Here is a 22,084-nt window from a genome sequence, read left to right as displayed (position 1 = left end):
GTCGGGTGCGTGGTGACCGTGTGCCACTGACTCCATGGCCGCGGCACGCATCCGTGCCGGTACGCCAACTGCCAGGCATCCGCCGCCCGTTCGGCACGGCGGAAAACCCTGCGCGCGCCGTCGCTCTCCGGCATACGCTGACGCCCGCTGTCTGCCGAGGAGGATGCATGGGGATCCGAAGCCTGACCCGTACCGAAGCCGAGCGCCGGGCCGCACTGTTGACCGTCGAGCGGTACGACGTGGACGTCGACCTCACGGCGCTGCCGGACGGGCCCGAGGTGCGGTGCGTGTCCACCGTGACCTTCACGTGCCACGAGCCGGGCGCGGAGAGCTTCGTGGACTGCGCGGCAGAGGTCGTCAGCGCCACTCTGAACGGAACCGCTGTCACCCCTGCCGGTGACGGCCGGATCCCCCTGCCCGACCTGGCCGGGCACAACGTGCTGCGCGTGGAGAGCATCCAGGCGGACACAGCCGCGGGCGGGGGCGTGCACAGGGCGGTCGACCCCGCGGACGGCGAGGTCTACGTCTGGATGAGCTTCGAACCGGACGAGGCCCGGTTCGTCTGGGCGTGCTTCGACCAGCCCGATCTCAAGGCCGTGCACGCCTTCACCGTCACGGCCCCCGCCGCATGGGCCGTCACCGGCAACTCCGGCGAGGCACAGGTCGAGGAGCTGGGGACGGCCCGTCGCTGGACCTTCCCCGACACCCCGCCCCTGGCCGTGTACAACACCGTCGTCAACGCGGGCCCCTTCCACGAGATCCGCCGCGAGGCCGACGGCCACGACCTCGGCCTGTACGCGCGCCGTTCGCTCGCCGAGGTCCTCGACCGCGACGCCGACGAGATCTTCACCCTCACCCGCCAGGGCCTCGCCTTCTACGGCGAGGCCTTCGCGATGCAGTTCCCGCAGCGCCGCTACGACCAGGTGTTCGTGCCCGAGTTCGGCGGGGCGATGGAGAACTACGGCTGTGTGACCTGGTCGGACATGTTCCTGCGGCGGGCCGCGCCGACGCCCGCCGAGCAGGAACTGTTCGCCAAGGTGCTGCTGCACGAGATGGCGCACATGTGGTTCGGCAACATCGTCACCATGCGCTGGTGGGACGACCTCTGGCTGAACGAGGCGTTCGCGGAGTTCGCCTGCCACTGGGCCGCCGAGCGCGCCACCCGGTACACCGACGCATGGGCGGGCCACCTGGTGGGCGACAAGCTGAAGGCCTACCTGGCCGACCAGGGTCCGGTGTCCCACCCGATCCACCAGCCCATCCACGACGTGGCCCAGGCCGCGTCGATCTTCGACAACATCACCTATCCCAAGGGCGCCTCCGTCCTCCAGCAGCTCATGACGTATGTCGGCGAAGAGAGCTTCCGGGCCGGCATGGCCGCCTACTTCGCCCGCCATGCATGGGGCAACACCACGCTGCAGGACCTGACCGACGCTCTCGGCAAGGCGAGTGGGCGGGACCTGGACGGCTGGCGCACCGCCTGGCTGGCGACGGCGGGCACGGACCGCTTCTCGCTGGAGGCCGACGGCGAGACCGTCACGCTGGTGGCCGCCGGCACGCCACGCCCGCAGGTTCTGGCGGTGGGCGCGTACGCCCGGAAGGGAGAGGTCCTGGAACGCAGGGCACTGGTGCGCGTCGAGGTGACGCAGCCCCGTACCCCGGTCCCCGGCCTCCCTCCCGCGGATGTCCTGCTGATCAACGACGACGACCTGACCTTCGCCACGGCCCGCCCGGACCCCACGACCAGAAACGTCCTCTTCCACACGGCCGCTCAGCTGCCCACGGCCATCTCCCGGGGCGTGGCCGCCGCCACCGTGTGGGACATGCTGACCACCGGTGAGGCCACCGCCGCCGAAGCCGGGCAGTGCATCACCGCGGTCCTTGCGGCCGAGACGTCGGACGCCGTGATCGAGCCGTATCTGACGCTCGCCGCGAACATCGCCGAACTCTGGGCGCCGCCCGGTGAAGGCGCCGAACTGACGGCAGCGGTGGCCAGGACCTGTCGGGACCTCGCCGCGGATTCCGGCCGCCGCCAGGTCGCTCTGCGTGGCCTGGCCCGTACCGCCGCCACCGCCGAGGACCTCGCGTGGCTGCGCGAGCAGGCGGGCGACGATGTGGACCTGCACTGGCGCGCGCTGGTCCGTGCGGCCGAACTGGGCGGGGACGTCTCGTCCGAGGCCGCCCGTCTGCTGGACCGCGACCCGGACCCCGACGCCTGGATCCGCGCCCTCACGGTACGAGCCGCCGTGCCCGACGCCGCCGCCAAGGCAGAGGTCTGGCAGAAGCTCGCCGTCGACCGCGCGGTCCCCGTCTCCGCGGTCGGCCAGGTGGCAGCGGCCTTCTGGCGCCCCGCCCAGGACGCCCTCCTCGCCCCGTACGCGGAGCGCTACCTCGAGGCGGTCCCCCACCTGCACCAGGGTGGGATGATCCCGGCGATGGTGTTCACGAGCCACCTCTTCCCACTGCACGCCGTCGGCTCCGGCTACATCGAAACCGCCCAACGGACGTCGGACAAGGCAGCGCCCGTGGTCCGCAACACTCTCCTGGAACGCTCGGACACGGTCCGCCGCATGCTCCGCTCCCGAACCGGCAGGCCGTGACCGCTCCTGCCCGACGCCCGGACCGCGCAGGGCCGGCCGCACGTCTCCGCGGCCGCGTCTGCGCGGGCAGTCAGCCCGTGCCCGCGGGCCGATCAGGTCGTCGGCCGGCAGGCACGGGACGGGTCACTCGGCCCGTCGCCCGGCCGCGAACTCCCGCAGCTTGTCCGCGGAAGCGTTGAACCTGTTGTGATCGCCCACGGTGGCCCCGGACGACGTGTACTGCCACATCGTGTACGACGACCAGCCCGCCGGCAGTTCCCCCACCGACGAGGCGTACCGGGCAACCCACAGGGGGTTGGTGGAGCCGAAGCCCTTGTAGCCGCCCGTGCAGCTGTTCCACCAGTTCGTGGCCGTGTAGATGACGGCCTGGCGACCGGTGCGGGCCTTGTAGCGGTTCAGGAAGTCATGGATCCAGGCGACCATGCCGCTCTTGGACTTGCCGTAACAGGCGTCACCGTAGGGGTTCCACTCGATGTCGAGGGCACCGGGCAGCGTCCGGCCGTCGGCGGACCAGCGCCCGCCGTGGTCGACGAAGTAGTTGGCCTGCGCGGCGCCGCTACTGGAATCCGGTGCGGCGAAGTGATACGCCCCGCGGACCATGCCGACGCCATAGGCGCCGTCGTACTGCTGGGTGAAGTAGGGGTTCTGGTAGGACGTCCCCTCTGTGGCCTTCGTGTACGACCACCGGACGCCGCTGCTCCACAGGGCGGACCAGGCGACATCGCCCTGGTAGCTGGAGACGTCGACGCCCTCGGTCTGGCCGCCCTGCAGGGGCGGAGGATCGGGGTCCGGATCGGGATCGGCGTGAGCGCCCATTCCCTCGTACTTTCCGACGCCCATTCCCATATAGGCGCTGCCGCGTACGGGATCGGGCCAGGGTCCGGCCGCCGAGTACGCGGGCGGCATTGCGGGCAGGGTGAGGAGGAGGCCGGTCAGGGCAGCGATGAGACGCCAGCGCGAGCGGCCGTGCTGAGGACGGAAGCAGCTTGGCACGCAACCCATCTGACCCCGGGGCGGGCCGCACCGCACGTCATGTACCGCCCAATGAAGCCATCCCCGGTGTCGGAGTACTCCAATGGGCGTGCCGACAGCGCTGTTTCTGCCTGTTGCCGTTTCGATGGGTTCGTACACTGCCCGCACACCCGGGCGGGAGGAGGTGCTGGTAGGTGGTGCCGACGACGAGGGGACGTCCTGAAGGGCTGTTCGTCGGCTTGTGCACGCTGGACGTCATCCAGCTCGTGGACCATGTTCCGGCTTCCGACGAGAAGCTGACGGCTCGTGAGCAGGTCGTCGCGGCAGGCGGTCCGGCGGCGAACGCGGCCGCGGCCTTCAGCCACCTGGGTGGCACGGCCAGGCTGCTCACCGCGATCGGCTCCCATCCGCTGGGGCTCGGGATCACAGCGGACCTCGACCGCTTGGGCGTGGCCGTGTCGGACCTGGCAGCGGACTCGGCCGAGCCACCGGCCGTGTCGTCCGTTCTGGTGACCGCGTCCAGCGGGGAACGAGCCGTGGCCTCGACCAATGCGACGAGCCACCGGCTCACCCCGCCCGACGATCTTTACGCGTTGGTGGCCGCCTGCGACATCGCGGAGTTCGACGGCCACCACATGGATCTGGCCGTGGCCGCTGCCCGGCTCGCGCGTGCCGCCGGGCGGCCGACCGTCCTCGACGGCGGCAGCTGGAAGGACGGCACACAGAACCTGCTGCCCTTCATCGACGTGGCCGTCTGCTCCGCCGACTTCCGCCCGCCCGGCGCCGGCACGGCGACGGACGCGCTGCGGTTCCTGCGGGAGCACGGGGTCGCCTGGTCGGCGGTCAGCCGTGGAGGGCGGCCCATCGAGTGGGCCGGCCCCGACAGCGGTGGCACGGTGGAGGTACCGGCGGTCCGTGTGGCGGACACGCTCGGCGCGGGGGACGTGCTGCACGGGGCCCTTGCTCATCACCTGGCGGTTCAGGGCCTCGCAGTTCAGGGCCACCTGACGTCGCAGGCCTTCGTGCAGGCCCTGCGGGGTGCGGCCCAGGTGGCCTCGCGGGCGTGTGCCTCGTTCGGCACCCGGGCCTGGATGCAAGGAGGGTGAGGGCGCATCAGACAGGATGTTCCCTGCCCATGGCGTCCGAGGTAAGGGGCGGCCCTTGGTCGTCCCTACCCGCACGCCGCTGCCCGGAGTCAGCCGCCGTCGTGCGGCCGTCCTCCGTATGCCGTGGGTCGGCGGCCTTCTCCGGCGGCGAGTTCGTCTCCCGCGTACCGGGGGTGACTCCTTTCCTCGCCGCTGGGCTGCCGGAGGCGCGGTGCCGAGCACCGCGGAGGCGTTCGTCACTACGACAGGGTCATGACCTTGCGGTAGCTGAACACCGCGGCCGCGGCGACCACGACGTGCGTCAGGAGCAGCGCACCGACGCCGGTCGCCCCGCCGGCGCCGAAGAGCAGGAAGTCGGGGTAGTCGCCGACGTCCGCGGGATGTGGCGGGCAGGGGCTGCCCGAGTGCGGCAGCCGGCTCCCGGAATTCTCGACGACGTGGACCTCCGACTGCGCGGCGCCCATCGCGATCAGCACCAGCAGCGGCAGCACGACCGCTCCGCCGAGAGCCGCCCACGTGGCCCGTCGCTCCCAGGGCCTGGCGCCCGACGGGCGAGCCCGGCCGCCACCACGTGGCCGAGCGCCGCGCGCAGCCCGCAGATCCGGTGCGGTGGGCGTCCTGAGGCACAGCCCAGTGCCTGCCGGAGGACGCCCGGCCTCGCGTCTTTGTCCCCGAGCCTGCCCGACCGGCTCGCTCCCCCTCGGCCGAAAGGCTGAGCACGGCGCTCAGCAGCCGGTGGGTGCTCACCCACCGCCTATCACCGCTACGACGACCAGCCGGGCAAGATGTCGGTCCGGGTCGGCTCCGTGCGGACCGGGCACGCGGCAAGGCCGCCGTGACGAAGATCCGGCACCTGGAGACCGACGGCGTCGACGACGTGGCACTGTTCCGGCTCGCCGAGCCGGTCAAGGCGCCGCACATCGAGCTCGCGGACACCGACCCGCGCAAGGGTTCCGTCGTGCTTGACTCCGGTTCACGCGGACGGGTGGCCTTCCGCAGGTTCTTCGGGTGCGTGCCGAACGAGCCGTAACCGTGGATGTTCTCCGCTTCCGTCCGGGAACAGGTCCGGGAACACGTCCCGACACACCTGCCGCAGGACGGCCCGTGGCGTGCGATCAGGCGTCCTCGACCGTGGCGGTGACGGGCGTGCCGGTCTCGACCGTGCGGCTGACCGTGCAGAGCCGGTCGTGGGAGGTCCTGACGGCCCGGGGAAGAATCGCACGGGCCCGGTCCGCGCCCTCACCGTCCGGGAAGGCCACGGAGAACGTGATCTGGAGATCGGTCATCCGGTTGCCCAGCTCGTCATTGATCTTGTTGCCGGTCACCGCGACGGAGAACCTGCTCGGCTCGGAGTGACGGCTGGTGGCGATGTCCACGTCGACCGCCGTACAGCCTCCCAGCGCGGCGAGCAGCAACTCGACGGGGGTGAACGCGGCCTCCCCCTGGGGTTCGGAACCGCTCCCGAAGCTGATCGTGCCGCCGCGGGCGTTCGTCGCGACGAAGTGTCCGGTGCTGGTTCGCTCGACGGTGACGGAGCGCAGGGAGTCTTCGGTCATGACGACGACCCTAAGCGCTCCGCTGGTGGTACGCAGGGGCACTTGAGCCCGGCAGGGCGGTCGGGAAAAGGGGGCTGTTCCTCTTCCCGAGCGCCCTGTGGTGGTGCCGTCCCTGCTACCGGTGATCAGACGCAGATCAGGACGATCAGGCCATTGCAGTCGCCGTCGTCATCGTCATGGCCACCAACGTGGCCGCGGCTGGCACTGTGGGCCGGGGCGGACCCCCGCTCGGCAGCGGTCGTCTTCGCGGTGAGCTGCGCGGCGGGCGTCGCGGCAGCGGCGGAAGTGACGGTGGCCGCCCCGGCCGCGCAGGCGATGCCCAGTACGGCACTCACCGCGAATATTCGCGGAAGGCGGAAAGCGATCTTGTTGGCGCGGCCGGGGCGAGTGGGGTTGTTCCCCTGTGCTGTGTTCATGCAGCCACCTTGCACACCCCAGCGGCCAATTTCGCTCCGAGCGCGGCCGATTGGGTGAGCCATGCGCGAGACGGCAATTCGCGGTTCCGGGGGCGGTTCCCTTCACGGTCCTCCGGAAGCCCGAACTCGCCGTCCCCAGACCTGACTTGCCCGGCTTCGTCAGGCGGCCGGAGTGTCCAGGGGGCGCAGCTCGTCCGCGTACGAGACGGAGATCCGGCGCATCAGGCCGTCCTCGGAGATGTCGTACTGGCCCAGCCGCCACAGCGGCGGGGAGTAGGCGTGGATCGAGACGGCGTCGTCGGTGGCACCGGTGAGCCGGTGGATGTGCTCGGGTCCGAAGCAGAAGGATTCGCCGGCGTCGACGGTGACGCGCAGATGGCTGCCGCCGATGCGCGGGGTGGACTCGTCGAGCGCGCCCTGCACGACGCTGACGGCGCCGGCGGAGAGGTCGTGGTCGTGCCAGCCGGTGTCGTTCTGCCGGGTCCAGCACAGCAGCCAGACGTCGACGTACGTGTCGCGGTACAGGGATGCGTAGTGCCGCTCGTGGTCGGAAAAGGCCACGTGGACGCGCCAGAGGTCCGGGCGGGCGGCGAGGTCCGTCACGAGTGCCTGGAGTTCGCGCTTGTCGAGGGTCCGCTCGGGCAGGGACTCGTACGTCATGGGTGGCTCCTTTCGGGGCTGCGTCGGGCGCGGGGCACGGTGGTTCAGGTGCGGCCGTGCAGCAGGCGGGCGGGGTTGGTGGTGCGAAGGGCGTGGACGGCGGCGTCCGCGCCGAGGTCGGGGACGACGGGCTGCGCGTAGGGGCGGTCGCTGCCGCTGACGAGCACGTCGATGCCGACGGCCCGGACGAGTACGTCGACGGCCCGGGTGCCGTAGGAGGAGGTCTCGTAGAACACATCGAAGTCGATCTCGCCGCGCCCGCCGCCGCGCGCGGCGAGCCGTTCTCCGTGCAGGGGGGCGAGGCCCGCGAGAGCGGCGAAACAGACGCGCAGCGCCGGGTGGCGGGCGCGGCCGAAGGCGCGGAACGCGAACCAGGAGGCGTGCAGCTGCTGTACGTACGGGACCAGGGCCGGCCACCACGGCGGGGTGTCATGGGCGAGCGGGGCTGCGCCGGGGTGGACGAAGAGGGGCTTGTCGTGGCGGGTGAGGACGTCCAGGAGGGGTGCGCAGTGCGCCCAGCCCGCCGCGTCGAGGAGGGCGGTGGCGGGGAGTTGGAGGCCGACGCAGCCGCGGCTGAGTTCGCGTTCCACCGCATCGGGGTCCGGTGCCGACAGACACGGGGAGGCCCAGACGGCGAAGGGGGCCGGCAGAGCGAGGGCGCCGTCGTGGAACGCGGCCAGCAGCGGGGCGGCCTCGGCGGGCGGCAGGTACTCGATGCCGAGGGGGCTGGAGAGGGACACCAGGGCCAGATCGAGGCCGTCGGTGACGGCGAGGCGGGTGCGGGCCGCGGGGTCGTGGTCGTCCGGGTCGACCGCGTAGGGCGGTTCGCCGTTCAGGTGCAGGGTCCGGGCATCGAGGTACGGAGGTGTCGTGCGGGAGCGCAGCAGCTCGATGAGGGCGGGCGGCCAGAGGTGCTGGTGGACGTCGGTGGACACGCGGCGGTCCTCGCTGAGCAGTGCGGTGTTAAGCGCTTCACTGATGCGGTTAACTTAACCGCTTGACAAGGAGGGGTGTCAACGGTGTCGAGACGATGGGTGGAAGGTTCGACCACAATGCGGACGCGCCCCGGTAGGCTTCGCGGCATGGCCAGGCCCAACAAGCGCACCACCCTCCGGGAGGTGGCCGAGGCCACGGGCCTCTCCACCGCAGCCGTCTCCTACGCCCTGCGCGGCAAACACGTCTCCAAGGAGACCGAGGAACGGGTGCGGAAGGCGGCGGCCGAGCTCGGCTACGAGGCCGATCCCATCGCGCGCGCCCTGGCCAGCGGTCGCACCAGCATGGTCGGCGTTCTCGCGGGCGACCTCCAGGACCTGTGGCAGCAGCAGCTGATGGCGGCCATCGGCCGGGAACTGCTGGCCGGCGACCGCTATGCGCTGATCCTGGACGCGGGCGGGGACCCCGACCGTGAGCTGGGGCTCGCCAAGCAGCTGCGCGATCAACGGGTCGACGCGCTGCTGGTGTCCCCCGTGGATCCCTCGGCGCAGGGGTGGGCCGCGATCGCGGAGGCGCTGCCGGTGGTGGCCGTCGGCGACTCGCTGAGCCGGGCCCGCACAGCCGGCCAGGTCATCTTCGACAACCGGGCCGGCATCGACGCCGTACTGGAGTATCTGCACGGTCTGGGCCACCGCCGGGTGAGCGTCCTGACCCCGACCCAGCCCAGCACACCGGACCGGCCGGCCGATGTGTATGTGGGCGAGGCCGCCGGCCGGCTCGGACTGCGGACCGAACTGGTGCCCTGCCCGCAGGAGTTGGGCGAGGCGACCGCGGTGGCGCGCCGCGTGCTCCAGGGTGCGCACTCGCCGACGGCCGTGTTCTGCTTCTCGGACTCGCTGGCCTACGGGGTGTATGCGGCCGCGGCGGAGGATTCCCTGGAGGTGGGCCGGGACGTCTCCGTGGTCGGCTTCGACGACCATCCGGTGTCGCGGGTCCTCACGCCGCCGCTGACCACGGTGGACTGGGGGTTGAGCGAGATCGCGGCCGCGGCGGCCCGGCTGACGGTGGCGGCCATCGAGGGCAGGCGGGTGCGGAAGAAGCGGGTGCTGTGCGCGCCGCGGATGCGGGAGCGCGGGTCGACCATGCGGGTCTGAACTCCGGGTGAACCGAGGTTAGACTCACGCGGCATGACCGATTCACACCCGTATCTGCGCTACGTCGCGATCGGCGACAGTCTGACGGAGGGGATCGGCGATCCGGGTCCGGCGGGCGGGCACCGCGGCTGGGCCGACCGGTTCGCCGAGATCCTCGCGCAGGCGCAACCGGGTCTCACGTACGCCAATCTCGCCGTCCGCGGAAAGACCAGCACGCAGATCAGGGCCGACCAGCTCGGCCCCGCTCTCGCGCTGCAGCCCGACCTGGTGACGGTGACGGCGGGCATGAACGATGTCGTACGGCCGCGCTACGACCCCGAGGCGGTCGCCGCGAACATCGAGGAGACGTTCGCCCGGCTGACCGCGTCGGGCGCGCGCGTCGCCACCATGACCTTCCCGGACCTGGGCAAGGTGTCACCGGTCGCGCGACGGGTGCGGCCCCGGATCGTCGAACTCAACGCACGCCTGCGGAGCCTCGCGGCACGGCACGGGGTCGCCGTCCTGGACGTCTTCCCGCATCCGTTCACGGCCGACCCGCGGCTGTGGAGCGACGACCGGCTGCATGCGAGTCCGGTCGGGCACGCCCGGATCGCCGCCGGCATGGCCCACACGTTCGGGCTGCCGGGCCACGACGACTGGGCCGAGCCCCTGCCTCCGCTGTCCCCGGTCCCGGTGCTGCGTGCCGTGGGGGCCGATGTGCGCTGGGCCGTGGACCATGTCGGGCCCTGGCTGTGGCGACGCCTGCGCGGCCATGTGCCGGGAGACGGATTCACGGCGAAGAGACCGGAGCCGAGCCCGGTGACGCCGCGGCAGGCGGCCTGAACCGACCTTGCGCCGCCGGGAGTTCGGGGGCGGACTCGGCGCTGTCCGACCTGGCGCGAGCGCGCGGCCAGGGCAGCGCCGTCGTCCTCCGCGCGCCCCGCGGCCAGGCGGTGAGGACGGCGCCAGGACACCCTCCGCACCGGCCGTGGGCGCGAACCAGAGCGGGGCGAGCCATGCGTGGCGGTCTTGTGGCCGCGAGCGCGCTGCCCCGGGGGCGGCCCGACCGGTGCCGGCAGCGACGACAGGCTGCGGCGGGACACCACGATCGAGGCGTCCGACCGACCGGTGCCGGACGGTCGGACGCCCTTCGGGCCGCTCTGGCCGTTCTACGCCGCGCAGGCCCTGATGAACGCGTCGGCCAGTTCGGCGGGGCGGGTGAAGCACCCCTCGTGGCTGCCCGGCGCCTCCAGGACCAGCGGGTTCTTGAGTCGCTGCGGGAAGCGGCCGGCCCATGCCCACTCGCCGGGAAGGGAGAGGTCCGCGGTGGAGAGGATGTAGGCGGTGGGGATGTCGAGCGCGGTGAACGCCGTCGTGTCCGGCTTCTCGGTGAAGGTGCCCAGGGGCTGCGGCACCAGCAGGGAGTGCACCGTCCGCTGGGTCTCCTCACCGGCGTCCTGCATGAACGCCTGCTGCCAGACCTCCAGGGGCAGTGTCACCGTGTCGTTGCCGGAGGCCGCCGCCAGGGCGTGGAACATCTCACCGTAGTGCGGCGGGCATGCGTCGATCAGCGACTCGCCGTCCTGCGGCACGAACGCGCTCCAGAACACCAGTCGCCGTATCCGGGCGGCGAGCCTGGGCGCGGCGCCGGTCAGGACGTATCCGCCCCAGCTGTGTCCGACCAGGGTGATGTCGTTCAGCCCGGCCCGTTCGACGTACTCCACGAGACTGTTCACACAGTCGGTCAGGGTCACGCCGCGCGGGTCGTCATCGGCGCCGAGCCCGGCCAGGGTCGGGGTGTGGACCTGGTGCCCGGCCGCCCTCAGTTCGTTCGCGACGGGACGCCAGGCCCAGCCGCCGTGCCAGGCGCCGGTCACCAGGACGAAGGTCTCGCTCATGTCGATCTCCTTTGATCGGAGGGAAGTGCCGATCGAGTCGGCCAGGGGGCTCACAACCACCGGGGAAGACCGGGGAGTTCACCCCTGACATGCAGCTCGTCGGTGGCGCCCCGGCCCGTGAGCCAGGAGGCGAGGGCGTTCGGCGATCCGGTGACGGTGACGTCGACGGAGGGCCTTCCGAGTACGACGGTGCCGAAGCCCTCCGCCGTCAACTCGGCGCCGGCGCCCGGGGCGACGCGGGCCGACATCCATCCGGCCACGTCGTCCACGAGGGCCCAGGCGAAGTCGGCCGGCAGCGCGTCCATGGCGACGCCCACGCGCAGGTCCACGAGGTGGATCCAGACCTCGCGGGCGCGCAGCCACGGCACTTCGGAGGCCGGGATCTCGCGGCCCTGTCCGCTGACGACCGTGGCCGACCAGGCCTCCTGCGTGAGCGCCTCGGCCGCTGCGGCGAAACGGGCGGCGGACTGCCGTACGTCCCTCTGCTGTTCGGTGAGGGGCCGTCCGGCGCCGGCCTCGATGTCCGTGACGCGCCGGTCCGGCGAGGTGTACATGGGGGTCGGGGTACCGGTCCGTGCCCAGGTCAGGAGGTTGACCAGGGCGTCGGCGTTGCGGGCGAGGTGGGTGAGGAGGTGGCCGCGGGTCCAGCCGGGCAGTGCGGAGGGTTCGAAGACCGCGGTCCCGGGCAGTGCGTCCACCGCCTGTTGCAGGCGGCGCTGTCCGTCCTGGACCCACTGCAGCACCGTCACGGCTTGTCCTCGACGATGGTGTTGACGCATTCCCCGATGCCCTCGACCACGGTCCGTACGACCTGGCCGGGCCGCAGGAACACCTTCGGGTCGCGTGCCGCTCCGACTCCGCCGGGGGTGCCGGTGAGGATGAGGTCGCCCGGTTCGAGCGTGGTGAAGGTGCTGAGGTACGCGGCGATGTCGGCCGGAGTGAACAGCAGGTCGGAGGTGCGGGAGCGCTGCATACTCTGCCCGTCCACCTCGCAGCGGATCTCCAGGTCGGCGGCGTCGTCGATGTCGTCGCCGGTCACCAGCCAGGGGCCGGTCGGAGTGCTGGCCTGCCACGCCTTGCCCTGGAGCCACTGCGGGGTGCGCCACTGCCAGTCCCGCATGGAGATGTCGTTGACGACGGTGTAGCCCGCGATCGCCGCCGCCGCCTCCTCCTTGCCGGCCCGGCGGCGCAGTGGCGCGCCGACGACGAAGCCGAGTTCGGCCTCCCAGTCCAGTTGCCCGGTCTCCGCCGGGTGGACGATGTCGTCTCGGGCGCCGAGCAGGCAGTTGGCGAACTTGGCGAACAGGGAGGGGTACGAAGGCATCTCGCGGCCCATCTCCGCTATGTGGGCGCGGTAGTTGTGGCCCACGCAGAAGATCTTGCCGGGGGTCGTGACGGCCGGGGCGAGGTCGAGCGCCGCCACGTCGTGCGTCCTGCCCTCGGCGGCGGTGGCGTGGGTGCGCCAGTCGGGGCGGCGCAGCAGAGCGGCGACGTCGGAGGCGCCGGTCTCGACGGCACGGTCGCCGTCGAGGCGGACGGCCGCCGTGCCGTCGGCGGTGCGGATGGTGGCGAGCTTCATGCGGTGGTGCTCCCGGTCGTTTCGGTGCGGTGGAGGTTCAGCGCCTCGTAGAGCGGCGCGTCGTTGAAGGTGAACAGGTCGAGCCGGGTGTCGGCGGCGATGGTCAGCGCGCACCAGGACGGGACTGCGATCAGATCACCGGCGGACACCTCGGTCACCCGGTCGTCGAGGATGACGGTGCCGCTGCCGCGGAAGACCTGCCAGACGGAGGAGCCGACCGTGCGGCGGGTAGCCGTGGTGGCGCCGGAGCGCAGGCGGTGCATCTCGGTGCGCAGGCTGGCGAGGGCGTCGCGGCCGGTGGCGGGGTTGGTGAAGCGGATGCCGGCGTGGCCGGGCTCCAGGACGCCGGGGTGTCCCTCGTCCTCCAGTTCCAGCTGGGCGGTGAGGGCGTCGTCGGTGTCGGCCCAACGGTAGGCCATGAGCGGGGAGTCGGGGCTGTCGGGCGCCGAGAGGGGGCGCAGGCCCGGGTGGCCCCACAGGCGTTCGTTGCGCGACCGGGACGGGGTCGAGCGATCCGAGACGCCGTCCTCGCCGAACTCGAAGAATCCGGCGTCCAGTCGGTGCACGAGCGGGATGTCGAGTCCGTCCAGCCAGACCATCGGCGCGTCGCCGACGTGGTGGTGGCCGTGCCAGTGCATCGACGGGGTGAGCAGCAGGTCGCCGGGGCGCATCTCCACCGCGTCGCCGTTGACGACCGTCCACACGCCCTCGCCCGACAGGATGAACCTGAAGGCACCCTGGGAATGGCGGTGCGCGGGGGCGACCTCGCGGGGGCCGAGGTACTGGATCGCCGCCCACAGGTTGGGAGTTGCGTACGGCCGGCCGGGCAGGCCCGGGTTGGCGAGCGCGATCGCGCGGCGCTCGCCGCCGCGGCCGACCGGCACGAGGTCGCCGGCCCTGCGGGCGAGCGGGAGGAGGGTGTCCCAGGGCCAGATGTGCGGGACGGCCTCAGGGTGCGGGGTGAGCGGCATGAGGTTGCCGATCTCGGTCCACAGCGGGATGAGCCCGGCGGATGCGAAACCGTCGTACAGCTTGCGCAGTTCGGGGTCCGTCTCCTCGGGGGCCAGGACGGAGCCGCCGGTCGTCGAGGGTTCCTCCGGGACTGCCACGGAGTCACTGGTCATCTCGGGTTCCTTCGGTGTCGAGGCGGTGCGCGATGTCGGCGCGCAGGGCCTTCTTGTCGATCTTTCCGACCTTGGTGGCGGCGAGTTCGGGGACGGTCACCAGCCGGTCCGGGAACTTGAAGCGGGCGACGCCGGCGCCTTCCATGACGTGGTGGATGTCGTCGAGGGTCACCGTGTGGCCCGGCTCCGGGACGACGTAGAGGCAGACGCGCTCCCCCAGTCGCTCGTCGGGCATCGCCACGGCGGCGGCGCGGGCGACACCGGGGGTCTGGTAGGCGAAGTTCTCGATCTCCTCCGCGGAGATGTTCTCCCCGCCCCGGATGATCATGTCCTTGTCCCGGCCCTCGACGACGAGGTTGCCGTCGGGCCGCAGCCGCACGATGTCGCCGGTGCGGTACCAGCCGTCGTCGGTGAAGGCGCGGGCGTTCTGCTCCGGGGCGCGGTAGTAGCCGCGCGGGGTGTACGGGCCTCGGGTGAGCAGCACGCCCGGGGTCCCGTCGGGGACGGGGTTGCCCAGTTCGTCGACGACGAGGAGTTCGTCGTCCTCGCACATGGGGCGCCCCTGGGTCGTGCAGATGATGTCTTCCGGGTCGTCCAGGCGGGTGTAGTTGAGCAGGCCCTCCGCCATGCCGAACACCTGCTGGAGGGTGCAGCCGAGTTCGGGCCGCACCCGGCGGGCGACGTGGTCGGCGAGCCGGGAGCCACCGACCTGCAGGACCCGCAAGGAGCTCAGGTCGCTGCCGGGGTGTTCCTGGCGGTGGTCCAGCCAGCGCTGGGCGATGGCCGGTACCAGCGCGGTCGCGGTGACGCCCTCGCGCTCGACGAGCGGGAACGCCTTCTCCGGGTTGGGCGAGCCGAGGACCACGCGGCCGCCGTTGAGCAGGGTGCCGAGCAGGCCCGGGCAGGCGAGCGGGAAGTTGTGGCCGAGCGGGAGGGCGGCGAAGTAGACCGTGCCTGGGCCGAACGCGCAGACCTCGGCGCTGCGCCGGGCGTTGTAGACGTAGTCGTCGTGGGTGCGGGCGATGAGTTTGGGCAGCCCGGTGGTACCGCCCGAGAGCAGGAACACGGCGATCGAGGAGCTGTCGGGCCGGTGGGCGTCCACGGCGGCCCGGTCCCCGGCCGTGGCCGGCGTGGCGCACAGCTCCCGCAGGTCCACGGCGTCGTCGCCGGCCTTGTCGCCGAGGACGAGGACGTGCCGGAGGGTCGGGGAGTCCGCGGCGATCTCGAATGCCATCGCGCGGTGGTCGTGGCCCTTGAGGAGGTCGGGGACGGCGACGGCGACCGCCTCGCTGTGCTCGACCAGATGACCGACCTCGTGCCTGCGGTGTCCGGGCAGCGCCATCACCAGGATGACGCCGAGGCGCAGACAGGCGTAGGTCAGGATCACGAACTCGGCGGTGTTGGGAAGCTGCACGACGAGCCGGTCGTCCGGGCGGAGCCCGAGTGCGGTCATCCGCAGTGCCACGGCGTCGGCCCGCTCGGCGAGTTGACGGTACGTCAGCCGCCGGTCGCCATCGACGAGTGCGACGGCGTCGGGAGTGGCGTCGGCGACGGTGTGGAGCGTGTCGCCGATCGCGTGGCCCTCCCAGTAGCCCTGGTCGGCGTAGCGCCTGGCGTACTCTTCGGGCCAGGGCACAGCGCCGTTGCTGCTCGGCCTGGGCATGGTCGTTCTCCTCAGCGGTGCTCAGTGGTCCTGTGCGGGTGGAGCGGCGGGGACGATCACGGCGTCCAGGGCGATCAGTCCGTCGGCGGTGAGACGCAGCGGATTGATCTCGAACTCGGCGGTGTCGGGGCTCACGGCGAGGGCGGTGGCCAGCGCCGACACGACCCGTCCGAACTCGGCGCGGTCGAGCTCCGGTCCGCCGCGCCAGCCGTCGAGCAGGGCTCGGGCGGCCAGGTCGTCGGGCATTGTGGCGGCCTCGTCGGCGGAGAGCGGGGCGAGCCGGATGGCGACGTCGGCGAGTGCCTCGGCGGCCGTGCCGCCCAGCCCGGCGAGGACGACCGGTCCGAAGACGGGGTCGCGGCGCACGCCGAGCATGAGGTCGACGCCGGGCGGGGCCATGGCCTCGACCAGATAGCGGAGGTCAGGCCCGATGGCGTCCAGCGCCGCGTCGAGCTCGTCGGGGGTGCGTACGCCCAGGTGGACTCCGCCGGTCTCCGTCTTGTGCAGGATCGCGGCGTCCAGCACCTTGACGGCGACCGGCCCGCCCAGCAGGTGCAGGGCGTAGTGGGCTTCGGCGCGGGTAGCGCAGGCGACGCGTTCAGGGGTGCGGATGCCCAGTTCCGTGAGGAACGTCTTTGCGGCGTCCTCGTCGAGCTGCCCGGACGGCACGGAGGCGGCCGGCTCCTGTCCTGCTCCCCCGGTGGGCACGGCACGCTGCCGGGCATGGGTCACCATGGCTCGTACGGCATTGGCGGCGGAGGCCGGTCCGGTCAGTGCGGGAATCCCGGCCTTGTGCAGCCGGGCCCGCTGCTCGGCGACGTCCTCGGGCAGTCCTGCGACGACCACCACGGCCGGGGAGTCCGCACCGAGGCCGGCGTCCTGCGCGGCCGTGGCGAGGTCGACGCTGTCGGGCTCGGTGAGGGCGTAGACGGCGAGCAGGTCCACCTGCGGATCCGTGGCCGTGGCGGCGAGGACGCGGGCGAAGGTCTCGGCGGGCCGCCCGGTGTCGACCGGGTTGCGCTGGTAGGTGAGCGGAGGCAGCAGTCCGCGCAGGGTGCCCTGGGTGGTGTCGGCCAGCTCGGGCATCCGGATGCCGTCGGTGCCCGCACGGTCGGCGATCAGCAGCCCGGGGCCGGCCTGGGCGGTCACGAGGCCGAGTCCCGGGTCCGGGTGGGGGCGCAGCTGGATGCGGGAGAGGGCGGTGAGTGCGTCCACCATCTCGCGTTCGTCGTCCACGACCACGGCTCCGGCCTGCCGCAGCGCGGCTCGCGTGGTGCGCCAGGAGGTGGCGAGCGCTCCGGTGTGCGACCGGGCGAAGTCTCCTACATCCGTACGGCCGACGACGAGGGCCACGACCGGCTTGACGGCAGCCACCAGCCGTACGGCCTCCACCAGCCGGGGCCCGTCCGGAACCGTCTCCAGATGCAGCGCCACGGCCGTCGTACGCCCGTCGCCCGCGAGGTGCTCCAGGATGTCCGCGGAGGTGACGTCGAGGCCGGCCCCGATGCCGACGCCGAGGCTGATCCCGTTGCCGGCGGCTACCAGGTCGAACGCGAGGGCGTGGTTGACGCCGCCGCTGGCCGCGACCACCGCGACGTCCCCGGCCGGTAGTTGCCCGGCCGCGGGCACGAAGCTGGCCGTCAGGCCAAGGTGGGGGGCGAAGAAACCGGAGGTGTTCGGTCCGAGCAGCCGCACCCCGGTCCGGTGGGCGACCCGGCGCAGCGCGTCCGCGTGCGCCCCGCCCTCCGGCCCCGTCTCGCCGAAGCCGCCGGCGCAGACCAGCGCGGCACGGCAGCCGGCGGCGGCCGCCTCGGCCAGCGCGTCCGCGCAGCCGGCCGCGGGCACGCACAGAACGGCCAGGTCGAGCCGTGCTCCGGTGTGTGCGACGGCCTCGGCGACGGAGGCGTACAGGCCCTCGCCGGGCTCCGGGCGCCGGGCGTTGACCAGGGCCCGGGCGCCGGGGAAGGAGGCCAGCGAGCGGGCCATGGCGGCGCCCAGCTTTCCGCTCTGCCGCGAGGCGCCGATCACCACCACGCCCTCCGGCGCGAACAGCGGGCTCAGGTTCGTGCTCATGTCTGCTCCCGCCCCACCAGGTCGGCGCGGCCGGACAGCAGCAGCGTCTCGGCCCGGTCCTCGTCCATCCCGTCCTCCACGATCAGCGCGGGCACGCCGTGCACCAGCCGGGCCTGTTCGGCGAGCAGGGACCGGGTGAGGGGGGTTCCACCCTGCACGGCAACCAGTTCCGGAGGTGTGTCCCCGCTCATGGCGTCGGCCAACTGGTCGTAGATCGGCGGTAGTTGAGCCTCGCTGCCGGGGGCGGTGAGGCATAGGCCCGCCTCGGTGCGCAGTTCCGCGAGTTCGGCCTCGGCCAGGTGCCGTACGGTGAACTCCCGCTCCCCCAGCCGCAGTGGCGTGTCCAGGGGCGCGTGGCCGTCGTGCGCGGCCCGCCAGTCACGTACGACCTGGTCGACGAAGTCGGGATCGCGGCGCGCGATCCGTTCCTTGCCGATGCTGCGGGAGATGAAGTGGAAGGCGAACTGCATCGGTTCGAACGCGTCGTGGTAGCGGCCGAAGTGCTCCCACCAGGACAGGCTCGGCCGGGCAGAGTTCTGGATCTTCTCCACCGAGGGGCGACGCGCCGTCTCGTACGCCTCCAGGGCGCTCGGCAGGTCGTCGCGGTGAGCGAGGAGGCTGTCGGCGAGGGCGACGGCGTCCTCCATGGCCATCTTGGTTCCGGAGCCGACGGAGAAGTGCGCGGTGTGGGCGGCGTCGCCGAGCAGGACGGTGTTGCCGCTGTGCCAGCGGTGGGTGCGCCGGGTGCGGAAGTTGCCCCAGCGGGAGTTGTTGACCAGCAGCTCGCGGCCGTCGATCTGCTCGGCGAAGAGCTTCTCCAGGTACGCCTTGCTCTTCTCGTCGCTCGGGCCGGGCGGCTGCGCGGTGTCGAACTCGTCGAGCCCCGCCCGGCGCCAGGACTCCTCGTCGGTCTCCACGATGAAGGTGCTGACGCCGTCGCTGATCGGGTAGCCGTGGACGGCGAAGGTGCCGTGCGGGCCGTGCTCGTGCACGAAGGTCAGACCGTCGAAGAGATAGTCCGTGCCGAACCAGATGAACTTGGCGGTGGCGACCTCCACCTCCGGTACGAGCACATCGGCGAGCCGGTCGCGGAAGCGGGAGTTCGCCCCGTCGGCGGCCACGATCAGGTCGTAGCCGGCCGGCTCGGCCGGATCCGCGGGGATGTCGTGGCTGAAGCGGAGCTCGACGCCGACCTCCTCGGCCCGCCGGTGCAGCAGCTGGAGGAGGGTCTTGCGGGTGATGGCGGCCATGCCGTTGCCGCCGCAGCGGATCCGCTGCCCCTTCAGCCGTACCTCGATGTCGTCCCAGTGCCTGCCGTACTCGGCGAGAGCCGTGCGCAGGACGGGGTCCGCCGCATGGATCGCGGCCAGGGTCGCGTCCGAGAACACCACACCGAAGCCGAAGGTGTCCTCCGCGCGGTTGCGCTCGAAGACCGTCACCTCGACCGACGGATCGGCCTGCTTGATCAGCGCCGCGAAGAACAGCCCACCGGGGCCGCCTCCCACACAGGCGATCCGAGAAACCATGGCTCCTGCCTCCAGCTCGAGTACAGGCCCAGAGTCAGGCCCGACTATGTTCTGTGTCAATAGATACACGGACGTCAATAATTTGTATCGCTTTCTGGGCGCCGCTGGAGCGCCTGAATAACTGCATCTCAGGGGTTTCCTCGGCTCGATCGGCCATCCTCGCGACGGCCGTCCGTGTGACATAGTCGGTTACGTGAAGCCTCGATCGATCGTCTTCGACCTGTTCGGCGACTACGTCCGCTACCGCGGCGGCGCCGCCCGACTGCGCACCCTCAGCACGCTGATGGGCTGCTTCGGTGTCGGCGAGAGCACGGTGCGGGTGGTGCTGGCGCGCCTGCGCAAGGAGGACTGGTTCGATGTCCGGCGCGAGGGCCGCGAGACGCTCTACGCGCTCAACAAGCGCAGCCTCCAGCTCCTCGACGAGGGCCGTTCACGGATCTTCGACCGGGCGCCCTCCGACTGGGACCGGCACTGGTACATGGTCATCTACTCGGTCCCGGAGTCCGAGCGCGCGGTCCGCGACCACATCCGCAAGGAGCTGGCCTGGCTGGGTTTCGGCCCGCTGGCCCCGTCCACCTATGTCTGCCCGCACGACCGGTTGCAGCAGGTCCGGGAGAGGTTCGCGGACGAGCCGGCCGTCCGCCTGGACACGCTGCGCTGCCAGTCCGGCGGCCTGCCGGTGGACCGCGAGATGGCGGCGCGCAGCTGGGACCTCGCAGCGCTCAACGAGGACTACCGGGCGCTGCTGCGCACGTATCGCGTCCGGATGCCGTCCTACCGGGCCGGGGCGCTGAGCCCGCAGGAGGCGCTGGTGGAGCGCATGCGGCTGACGTACGACTACCGCAAGTTCCCCTTCCGTGACCCGGATCTGCCGACCGAACTCCTCCCGGCGGGCTGGGTGGGCCACGAGGCGCACGAGATGTTCCTGGAGGCCCATGAAATCCTCGGCCCGTCGGCCGAGTCGTACTACGACGAGGTGGCCGACTCGCGGCCGGGGGCCCGGCCGTAGGGCACCAACCGGAGCGGGTCTCCAGTCGGCAGCAGCAGGACGCCTCGATCGGTACGTCCGCCGTGGCCGTGGCGATCTTCAGCTGCTGGGCCACGATCCGCGCCTCGGCGTCCTTGCCGAGTCGCACGAGGCACTCGTGGAAGCCGTGCAGGGCCCAGACGTCGGCGGGGTGCTGCTGTGCGCGCGGCAGGGTGTCGTCGAGGCCCAGGTCGGCCCGGTGGACGGCCTCGGCCTCCGCGACCAGGCCCTGTTCGAGGAGCCGTGCCCCGTAGGCGTGCCGGGTGGGCTGCATCCAACCCCAGGGTTCGTCGTAGGGAAGTCCGTCGTCCAGTTCGATCGAGCGGCGCAGGGCCGCGAAGGCCGCGTCGTGGTTTCCCCTGCGGTAGTCGAGCTCTCCGTCCAGCATCGCGGCGGCGATCGCGAGGATGTCCGCGCAGGCCCCCCGAGGCGGCCGGGGTATCTGACAGGTACAACGCAAAGGAATCGAATGGTCTAGACCAAGAAGTCATTTGGTCTAGTCCAAAGCATGGACGCGGTCACAGTCCGGCAGGAAGCTGGGGCACTTCCCCCACCCCATCGGAGGCACACCGTGAGACGTCTTCGTGCATGCCTGGGCGCAGCCGCCGCCGTCGGACTCACCGCCGCAGGAACCACAGCCCTGGTAGCGGGCAACGCCTCGGGCGCGACCGCCGCGCTCAGCAACCGCTGGTACGCGGCGGCCCCGTACCTGATGCCGCTGGACAACGACCCGCCGGACCCGGGCGCCATCATGGACGCCACCGGTCTGAAGGCCTTCCAGCTCGCCTTCGTCCTCGCCCCCAACGGCGGCGGCTGCTCCCCCACTTGGGGCGGCACCGCCCCTGTCTCCTCGGACGCCGCCGTCCAGTCCGTCATCAACACGATCCGCGGCAAGGGCGGCGACGTGTCCGTCTCCATCGGCGGGTACGGCGGCACCAAGCTCGGTCAGGTGTGCTCGGACGCGGCGGCGACGGCGGCCGCGTACCAGCAGGTCATCACCAAGTACGGCCTGCACGCGATCGACTTCGACCTGGAGGAGCCGGAGTACGAGAACACCGCGGCGATCAGGAACGAGATCGGCGCCGCGAAGATCCTCCAGCAGAACAACCCCGGACTGTACGTCTCGGTCACCACGGCCGGCACCGCCGACGGCACCGGCTGGTTCGGCAAGCAGATGCTGCTGGAGGCGAAGTCGCAGGGCTTCACCCCCGACAACTTCTCCATCATGCCGTTCGACGGCGGCTTCAACGGCGGGGCCTCGCAGACGAGCGCGCTCACCAACTTCAACTCCGTCCTCCAGTCGACGTTCGGCTGGGACCAGGCGACGGCCTACGCGCACGAGGGCTTCTCCGGGATGAACGGGCGCAGCGACACCGGCGAGATCTTCACGCAGGCCGACTTCCAGACGGTGCTGGACTACGCCGCCAGCCACAACATGGGCCGCTTCACCTTCTGGTCCCTCAACCGTGACCGTCAGTGCACGCCGCCCGACAACGGCGGTCGCACGTCCGGCACCTGCTCCAGCGTGGCGCAGAACTCCTGGGACTTCGCGAAGTACTCGGTGAAGTTCGCCGGCGCGACCCCGCCGGACTCGACTCCCACCCCCACGCCCACCCCGACGCCGACCCCCACCGCGTGCAAGGCCGCCTGGAGTTCGGGCGCCGTCTACACCGCCGGGGACGAGGTCTCGTACAACAAGCACAACTGGAAGGCCAAGTGGTGGACCCAGAACGAGACGCCGGCCGCCACCGACTGGGGGCCCTGGCAGGACGAGGGGGCGTGCTGACGGTCGTTCCTGGTTGAACCCCTCCGCCGGAC

The 22,084-nt window shown here is 71.8% G+C and carries 20 protein-coding genes and 1 pseudogene; 7 read left to right on the top strand and 14 right to left on the bottom strand.

Translation table 11 applies throughout. The features are described 5' to 3' along the window. Window positions 1–167 precede the first annotated feature (167 nt). On the top strand, window positions 168–2,600 hold the full coding sequence (gene pepN / locus LJ657_RS13630; protein ID WP_232648821.1) for an aminopeptidase N: 2,433 nt from the start codon (window positions 168–170) through the stop codon (window positions 2,598–2,600). A gap of 123 nt (window positions 2,601–2,723) precedes the next feature. Here the strand turns inward: pepN and LJ657_RS13625 are convergent, their stop codons facing one another. Continuing rightward, window positions 2,724–3,602, bottom strand: coding sequence for a lysozyme (locus tag LJ657_RS13625; protein ID WP_372487913.1), 879 nt, complete (start codon window positions 3,600–3,602; stop codon window positions 2,724–2,726). 167 nt (window positions 3,603–3,769) lie between these two features. Between LJ657_RS13625 and LJ657_RS13620 the strand changes: the two genes are divergently transcribed. Beyond that, window positions 3,770–4,678 carry a PfkB family carbohydrate kinase gene (locus tag LJ657_RS13620; protein ID WP_232648819.1) on the top strand — a complete coding sequence of 303 codons (909 nt, stop codon included), beginning with the start codon at window positions 3,770–3,772 and terminating at the stop codon, window positions 4,676–4,678. A gap of 239 nt (window positions 4,679–4,917) precedes the next feature. Here LJ657_RS13620 and LJ657_RS13615 read toward each other — a convergent pair whose 3' ends face one another. Further along, the gene (locus LJ657_RS13615) at window positions 4,918–5,169 is read right to left on the bottom strand and encodes a hypothetical protein (RefSeq protein WP_232648818.1); all 252 of its coding nucleotides are present in this window, start codon (window positions 5,167–5,169) and stop codon (window positions 4,918–4,920) included. A 344-nt stretch (window positions 5,170–5,513) separates the two neighbouring features. Here LJ657_RS13615 and LJ657_RS13610 point away from each other — a divergent pair, with 344 nt between their 5' ends. Then, entirely contained in the window at window positions 5,514–5,708 is a 195-nt protein-coding gene (locus LJ657_RS13610; RefSeq protein WP_232648817.1) for a hypothetical protein, read from the top strand. A gap of 85 nt (window positions 5,709–5,793) precedes the next feature. On the opposite strand, the gene LJ657_RS13605 is transcribed toward LJ657_RS13610, so the two are convergent. The 4 genes from LJ657_RS13605 to LJ657_RS13590 all read right to left on the bottom strand — a co-directional run bounded on the left by LJ657_RS13605 (window position 5,794) and on the right by LJ657_RS13590 (window position 8,245). Beyond that, window positions 5,794–6,234, bottom strand: a complete 441-nt coding sequence (locus tag LJ657_RS13605; protein WP_232648816.1) for an OsmC family protein — start codon at window positions 6,232–6,234, stop codon at window positions 5,794–5,796. 125 nt (window positions 6,235–6,359) lie between these two features. After that, window positions 6,360–6,650, bottom strand: coding sequence for a hypothetical protein (locus LJ657_RS13600; RefSeq protein ID WP_232648815.1), 291 nt, complete (start codon window positions 6,648–6,650; stop codon window positions 6,360–6,362). A gap of 159 nt (window positions 6,651–6,809) precedes the next feature. Next, window positions 6,810–7,310 carry a cysteine dioxygenase gene (locus LJ657_RS13595; protein ID WP_232648814.1) on the bottom strand — a complete coding sequence of 167 codons (501 nt, stop codon included), beginning with the start codon at window positions 7,308–7,310 and terminating at the stop codon, window positions 6,810–6,812. Between the two features lie 44 nt (window positions 7,311–7,354). Next, complete coding sequence (locus LJ657_RS13590) at window positions 7,355–8,245, bottom strand: amidohydrolase family protein (RefSeq protein ID WP_232648813.1); 891 nt, start codon at window positions 8,243–8,245, stop codon at window positions 7,355–7,357. Window positions 8,246–8,392: 147 nt separating this feature from the next. On the opposite strand from LJ657_RS13590, the gene LJ657_RS13585 reads away from it, so the two are divergent. Both LJ657_RS13585 and LJ657_RS13580 read left to right on the top strand, forming a co-directional pair. Beyond that, window positions 8,393–9,397 (top strand): LacI family DNA-binding transcriptional regulator, encoded by a 1,005-nt coding sequence (locus LJ657_RS13585; RefSeq protein WP_232648812.1) that lies wholly within the window; start codon window positions 8,393–8,395, stop codon window positions 9,395–9,397. A gap of 33 nt (window positions 9,398–9,430) precedes the next feature. Continuing rightward, window positions 9,431–10,219: an SGNH/GDSL hydrolase family protein gene (locus LJ657_RS13580; protein ID WP_232648811.1), complete on the top strand. Its 789-nt coding sequence runs from the start codon at window positions 9,431–9,433 to the stop codon at window positions 10,217–10,219. A gap of 326 nt (window positions 10,220–10,545) precedes the next feature. Here the strand turns inward: LJ657_RS13580 and LJ657_RS13575 are convergent, their stop codons facing one another. The 7 genes from LJ657_RS13575 to LJ657_RS13545 are packed head-to-tail and all read right to left on the bottom strand — an operon-like array spanning window position 10,546 to window position 19,239. Beyond that, window positions 10,546–11,274, bottom strand: a complete 729-nt coding sequence (locus tag LJ657_RS13575; protein ID WP_232648810.1) for an alpha/beta fold hydrolase — start codon at window positions 11,272–11,274, stop codon at window positions 10,546–10,548. A 50-nt stretch (window positions 11,275–11,324) separates the two neighbouring features. After that, a complete protein-coding gene (locus LJ657_RS13570; RefSeq protein WP_232648809.1) occupies window positions 11,325–12,023 on the bottom strand; it encodes a maleylpyruvate isomerase family mycothiol-dependent enzyme in 699 nt (232 codons plus the stop codon). Then, window positions 12,020–12,853, bottom strand: a complete 834-nt coding sequence (locus tag LJ657_RS13565) for a fumarylacetoacetate hydrolase family protein (RefSeq protein ID WP_232648808.1) — start codon at window positions 12,851–12,853, stop codon at window positions 12,020–12,022. Before LJ657_RS13565 ends, LJ657_RS13570 begins: the two co-directional genes overlap by 4 nt. Further along, on the bottom strand, window positions 12,850–13,977 hold the full coding sequence (locus tag LJ657_RS13560; RefSeq protein WP_232648807.1) for a cupin domain-containing protein: 1,128 nt from the start codon (window positions 13,975–13,977) through the stop codon (window positions 12,850–12,852). Before LJ657_RS13560 ends, LJ657_RS13565 begins: the two co-directional genes overlap by 4 nt. Further along, window positions 13,967–15,640 (bottom strand): (2,3-dihydroxybenzoyl)adenylate synthase, encoded by a 1,674-nt coding sequence (locus tag LJ657_RS13555; RefSeq protein ID WP_232648806.1) that lies wholly within the window; start codon window positions 15,638–15,640, stop codon window positions 13,967–13,969. Before LJ657_RS13555 ends, LJ657_RS13560 begins: the two co-directional genes overlap by 11 nt. 21 nt (window positions 15,641–15,661) lie before the next feature. Further along, window positions 15,662–17,713, bottom strand: coding sequence for an acetate--CoA ligase family protein (locus LJ657_RS13550; protein WP_232648805.1), 2,052 nt, complete (start codon window positions 17,711–17,713; stop codon window positions 15,662–15,664). Then, the gene (locus LJ657_RS13545) at window positions 17,710–19,239 is read right to left on the bottom strand and encodes an FAD-dependent monooxygenase (protein WP_232648804.1); all 1,530 of its coding nucleotides are present in this window, start codon (window positions 19,237–19,239) and stop codon (window positions 17,710–17,712) included. Before LJ657_RS13545 ends, LJ657_RS13550 begins: the two co-directional genes overlap by 4 nt. Before the next feature lie 193 nt (window positions 19,240–19,432). On the opposite strand from LJ657_RS13545, the gene LJ657_RS13540 reads away from it, so the two are divergent. Further along, on the top strand, window positions 19,433–20,248 hold the full coding sequence (locus LJ657_RS13540) for a PaaX family transcriptional regulator (RefSeq protein WP_232648803.1): 816 nt from the start codon (window positions 19,433–19,435) through the stop codon (window positions 20,246–20,248). Between the two features lie 7 nt (window positions 20,249–20,255). Here LJ657_RS13540 and LJ657_RS13535 read toward each other — a convergent pair. Then, window positions 20,256–20,684 (bottom strand): annotated as a pseudogene (locus LJ657_RS13535) (hypothetical protein); the annotation flags it as partial. Window positions 20,685–20,837: 153 nt separating this feature from the next. Here LJ657_RS13535 and LJ657_RS13530 point away from each other — a divergent pair. Further along, a complete protein-coding gene (locus tag LJ657_RS13530; protein WP_232648802.1) occupies window positions 20,838–22,052 on the top strand; it encodes a chitinase in 1,215 nt (404 codons plus the stop codon). The last annotated feature ends 32 nt before the right edge of the window (window positions 22,053–22,084 follow it).

The sequence above is a fragment of the Streptomyces guryensis genome (genome assembly GCF_021261325.1).
Taxonomy (GTDB): domain Bacteria; phylum Actinomycetota; class Actinomycetes; order Streptomycetales; family Streptomycetaceae; genus Streptomyces; species Streptomyces guryensis.
This window is presented reverse-complemented; position numbering and strand designations above follow the sequence as displayed.

Coding starts and splice junctions, on each gene's coding strand:
- pepN (WP_232648821.1), top strand. CDS start 168: ATGGGGATCCGAAGCCTGACCCGTACCGAAGCCGAGCGCCGGGCCGCA.
- LJ657_RS13625 (WP_372487913.1), bottom strand. CDS start 3,602: ATGGGTTGCGTGCCAAGCTGCTTCCGTCCTCAGCACGGCCGCTCGCGC.
- LJ657_RS13605 (WP_232648816.1), bottom strand. CDS start 6,234: ATGACCGAAGACTCCCTGCGCTCCGTCACCGTCGAGCGAACCAGCACC.
- LJ657_RS13600 (WP_232648815.1), bottom strand. CDS start 6,650: ATGAACACAGCACAGGGGAACAACCCCACTCGCCCCGGCCGCGCCAAC.
- LJ657_RS13595 (WP_232648814.1), bottom strand. CDS start 7,310: ATGACGTACGAGTCCCTGCCCGAGCGGACCCTCGACAAGCGCGAACTC.
- LJ657_RS13585 (WP_232648812.1), top strand. CDS start 8,393: ATGGCCAGGCCCAACAAGCGCACCACCCTCCGGGAGGTGGCCGAGGCC.
- LJ657_RS13580 (WP_232648811.1), top strand. CDS start 9,431: ATGACCGATTCACACCCGTATCTGCGCTACGTCGCGATCGGCGACAGT.
- LJ657_RS13575 (WP_232648810.1), bottom strand. CDS start 11,274: ATGAGCGAGACCTTCGTCCTGGTGACCGGCGCCTGGCACGGCGGCTGG.
- LJ657_RS13565 (WP_232648808.1), bottom strand. CDS start 12,853: ATGAAGCTCGCCACCATCCGCACCGCCGACGGCACGGCGGCCGTCCGC.
- LJ657_RS13560 (WP_232648807.1), bottom strand. CDS start 13,977: ATGACCAGTGACTCCGTGGCAGTCCCGGAGGAACCCTCGACGACCGGC.
- LJ657_RS13555 (WP_232648806.1), bottom strand. CDS start 15,640: ATGCCCAGGCCGAGCAGCAACGGCGCTGTGCCCTGGCCCGAAGAGTAC.
- LJ657_RS13550 (WP_232648805.1), bottom strand. CDS start 17,713: ATGAGCACGAACCTGAGCCCGCTGTTCGCGCCGGAGGGCGTGGTGGTG.
- LJ657_RS13545 (WP_232648804.1), bottom strand. CDS start 19,239: ATGGTTTCTCGGATCGCCTGTGTGGGAGGCGGCCCCGGTGGGCTGTTC.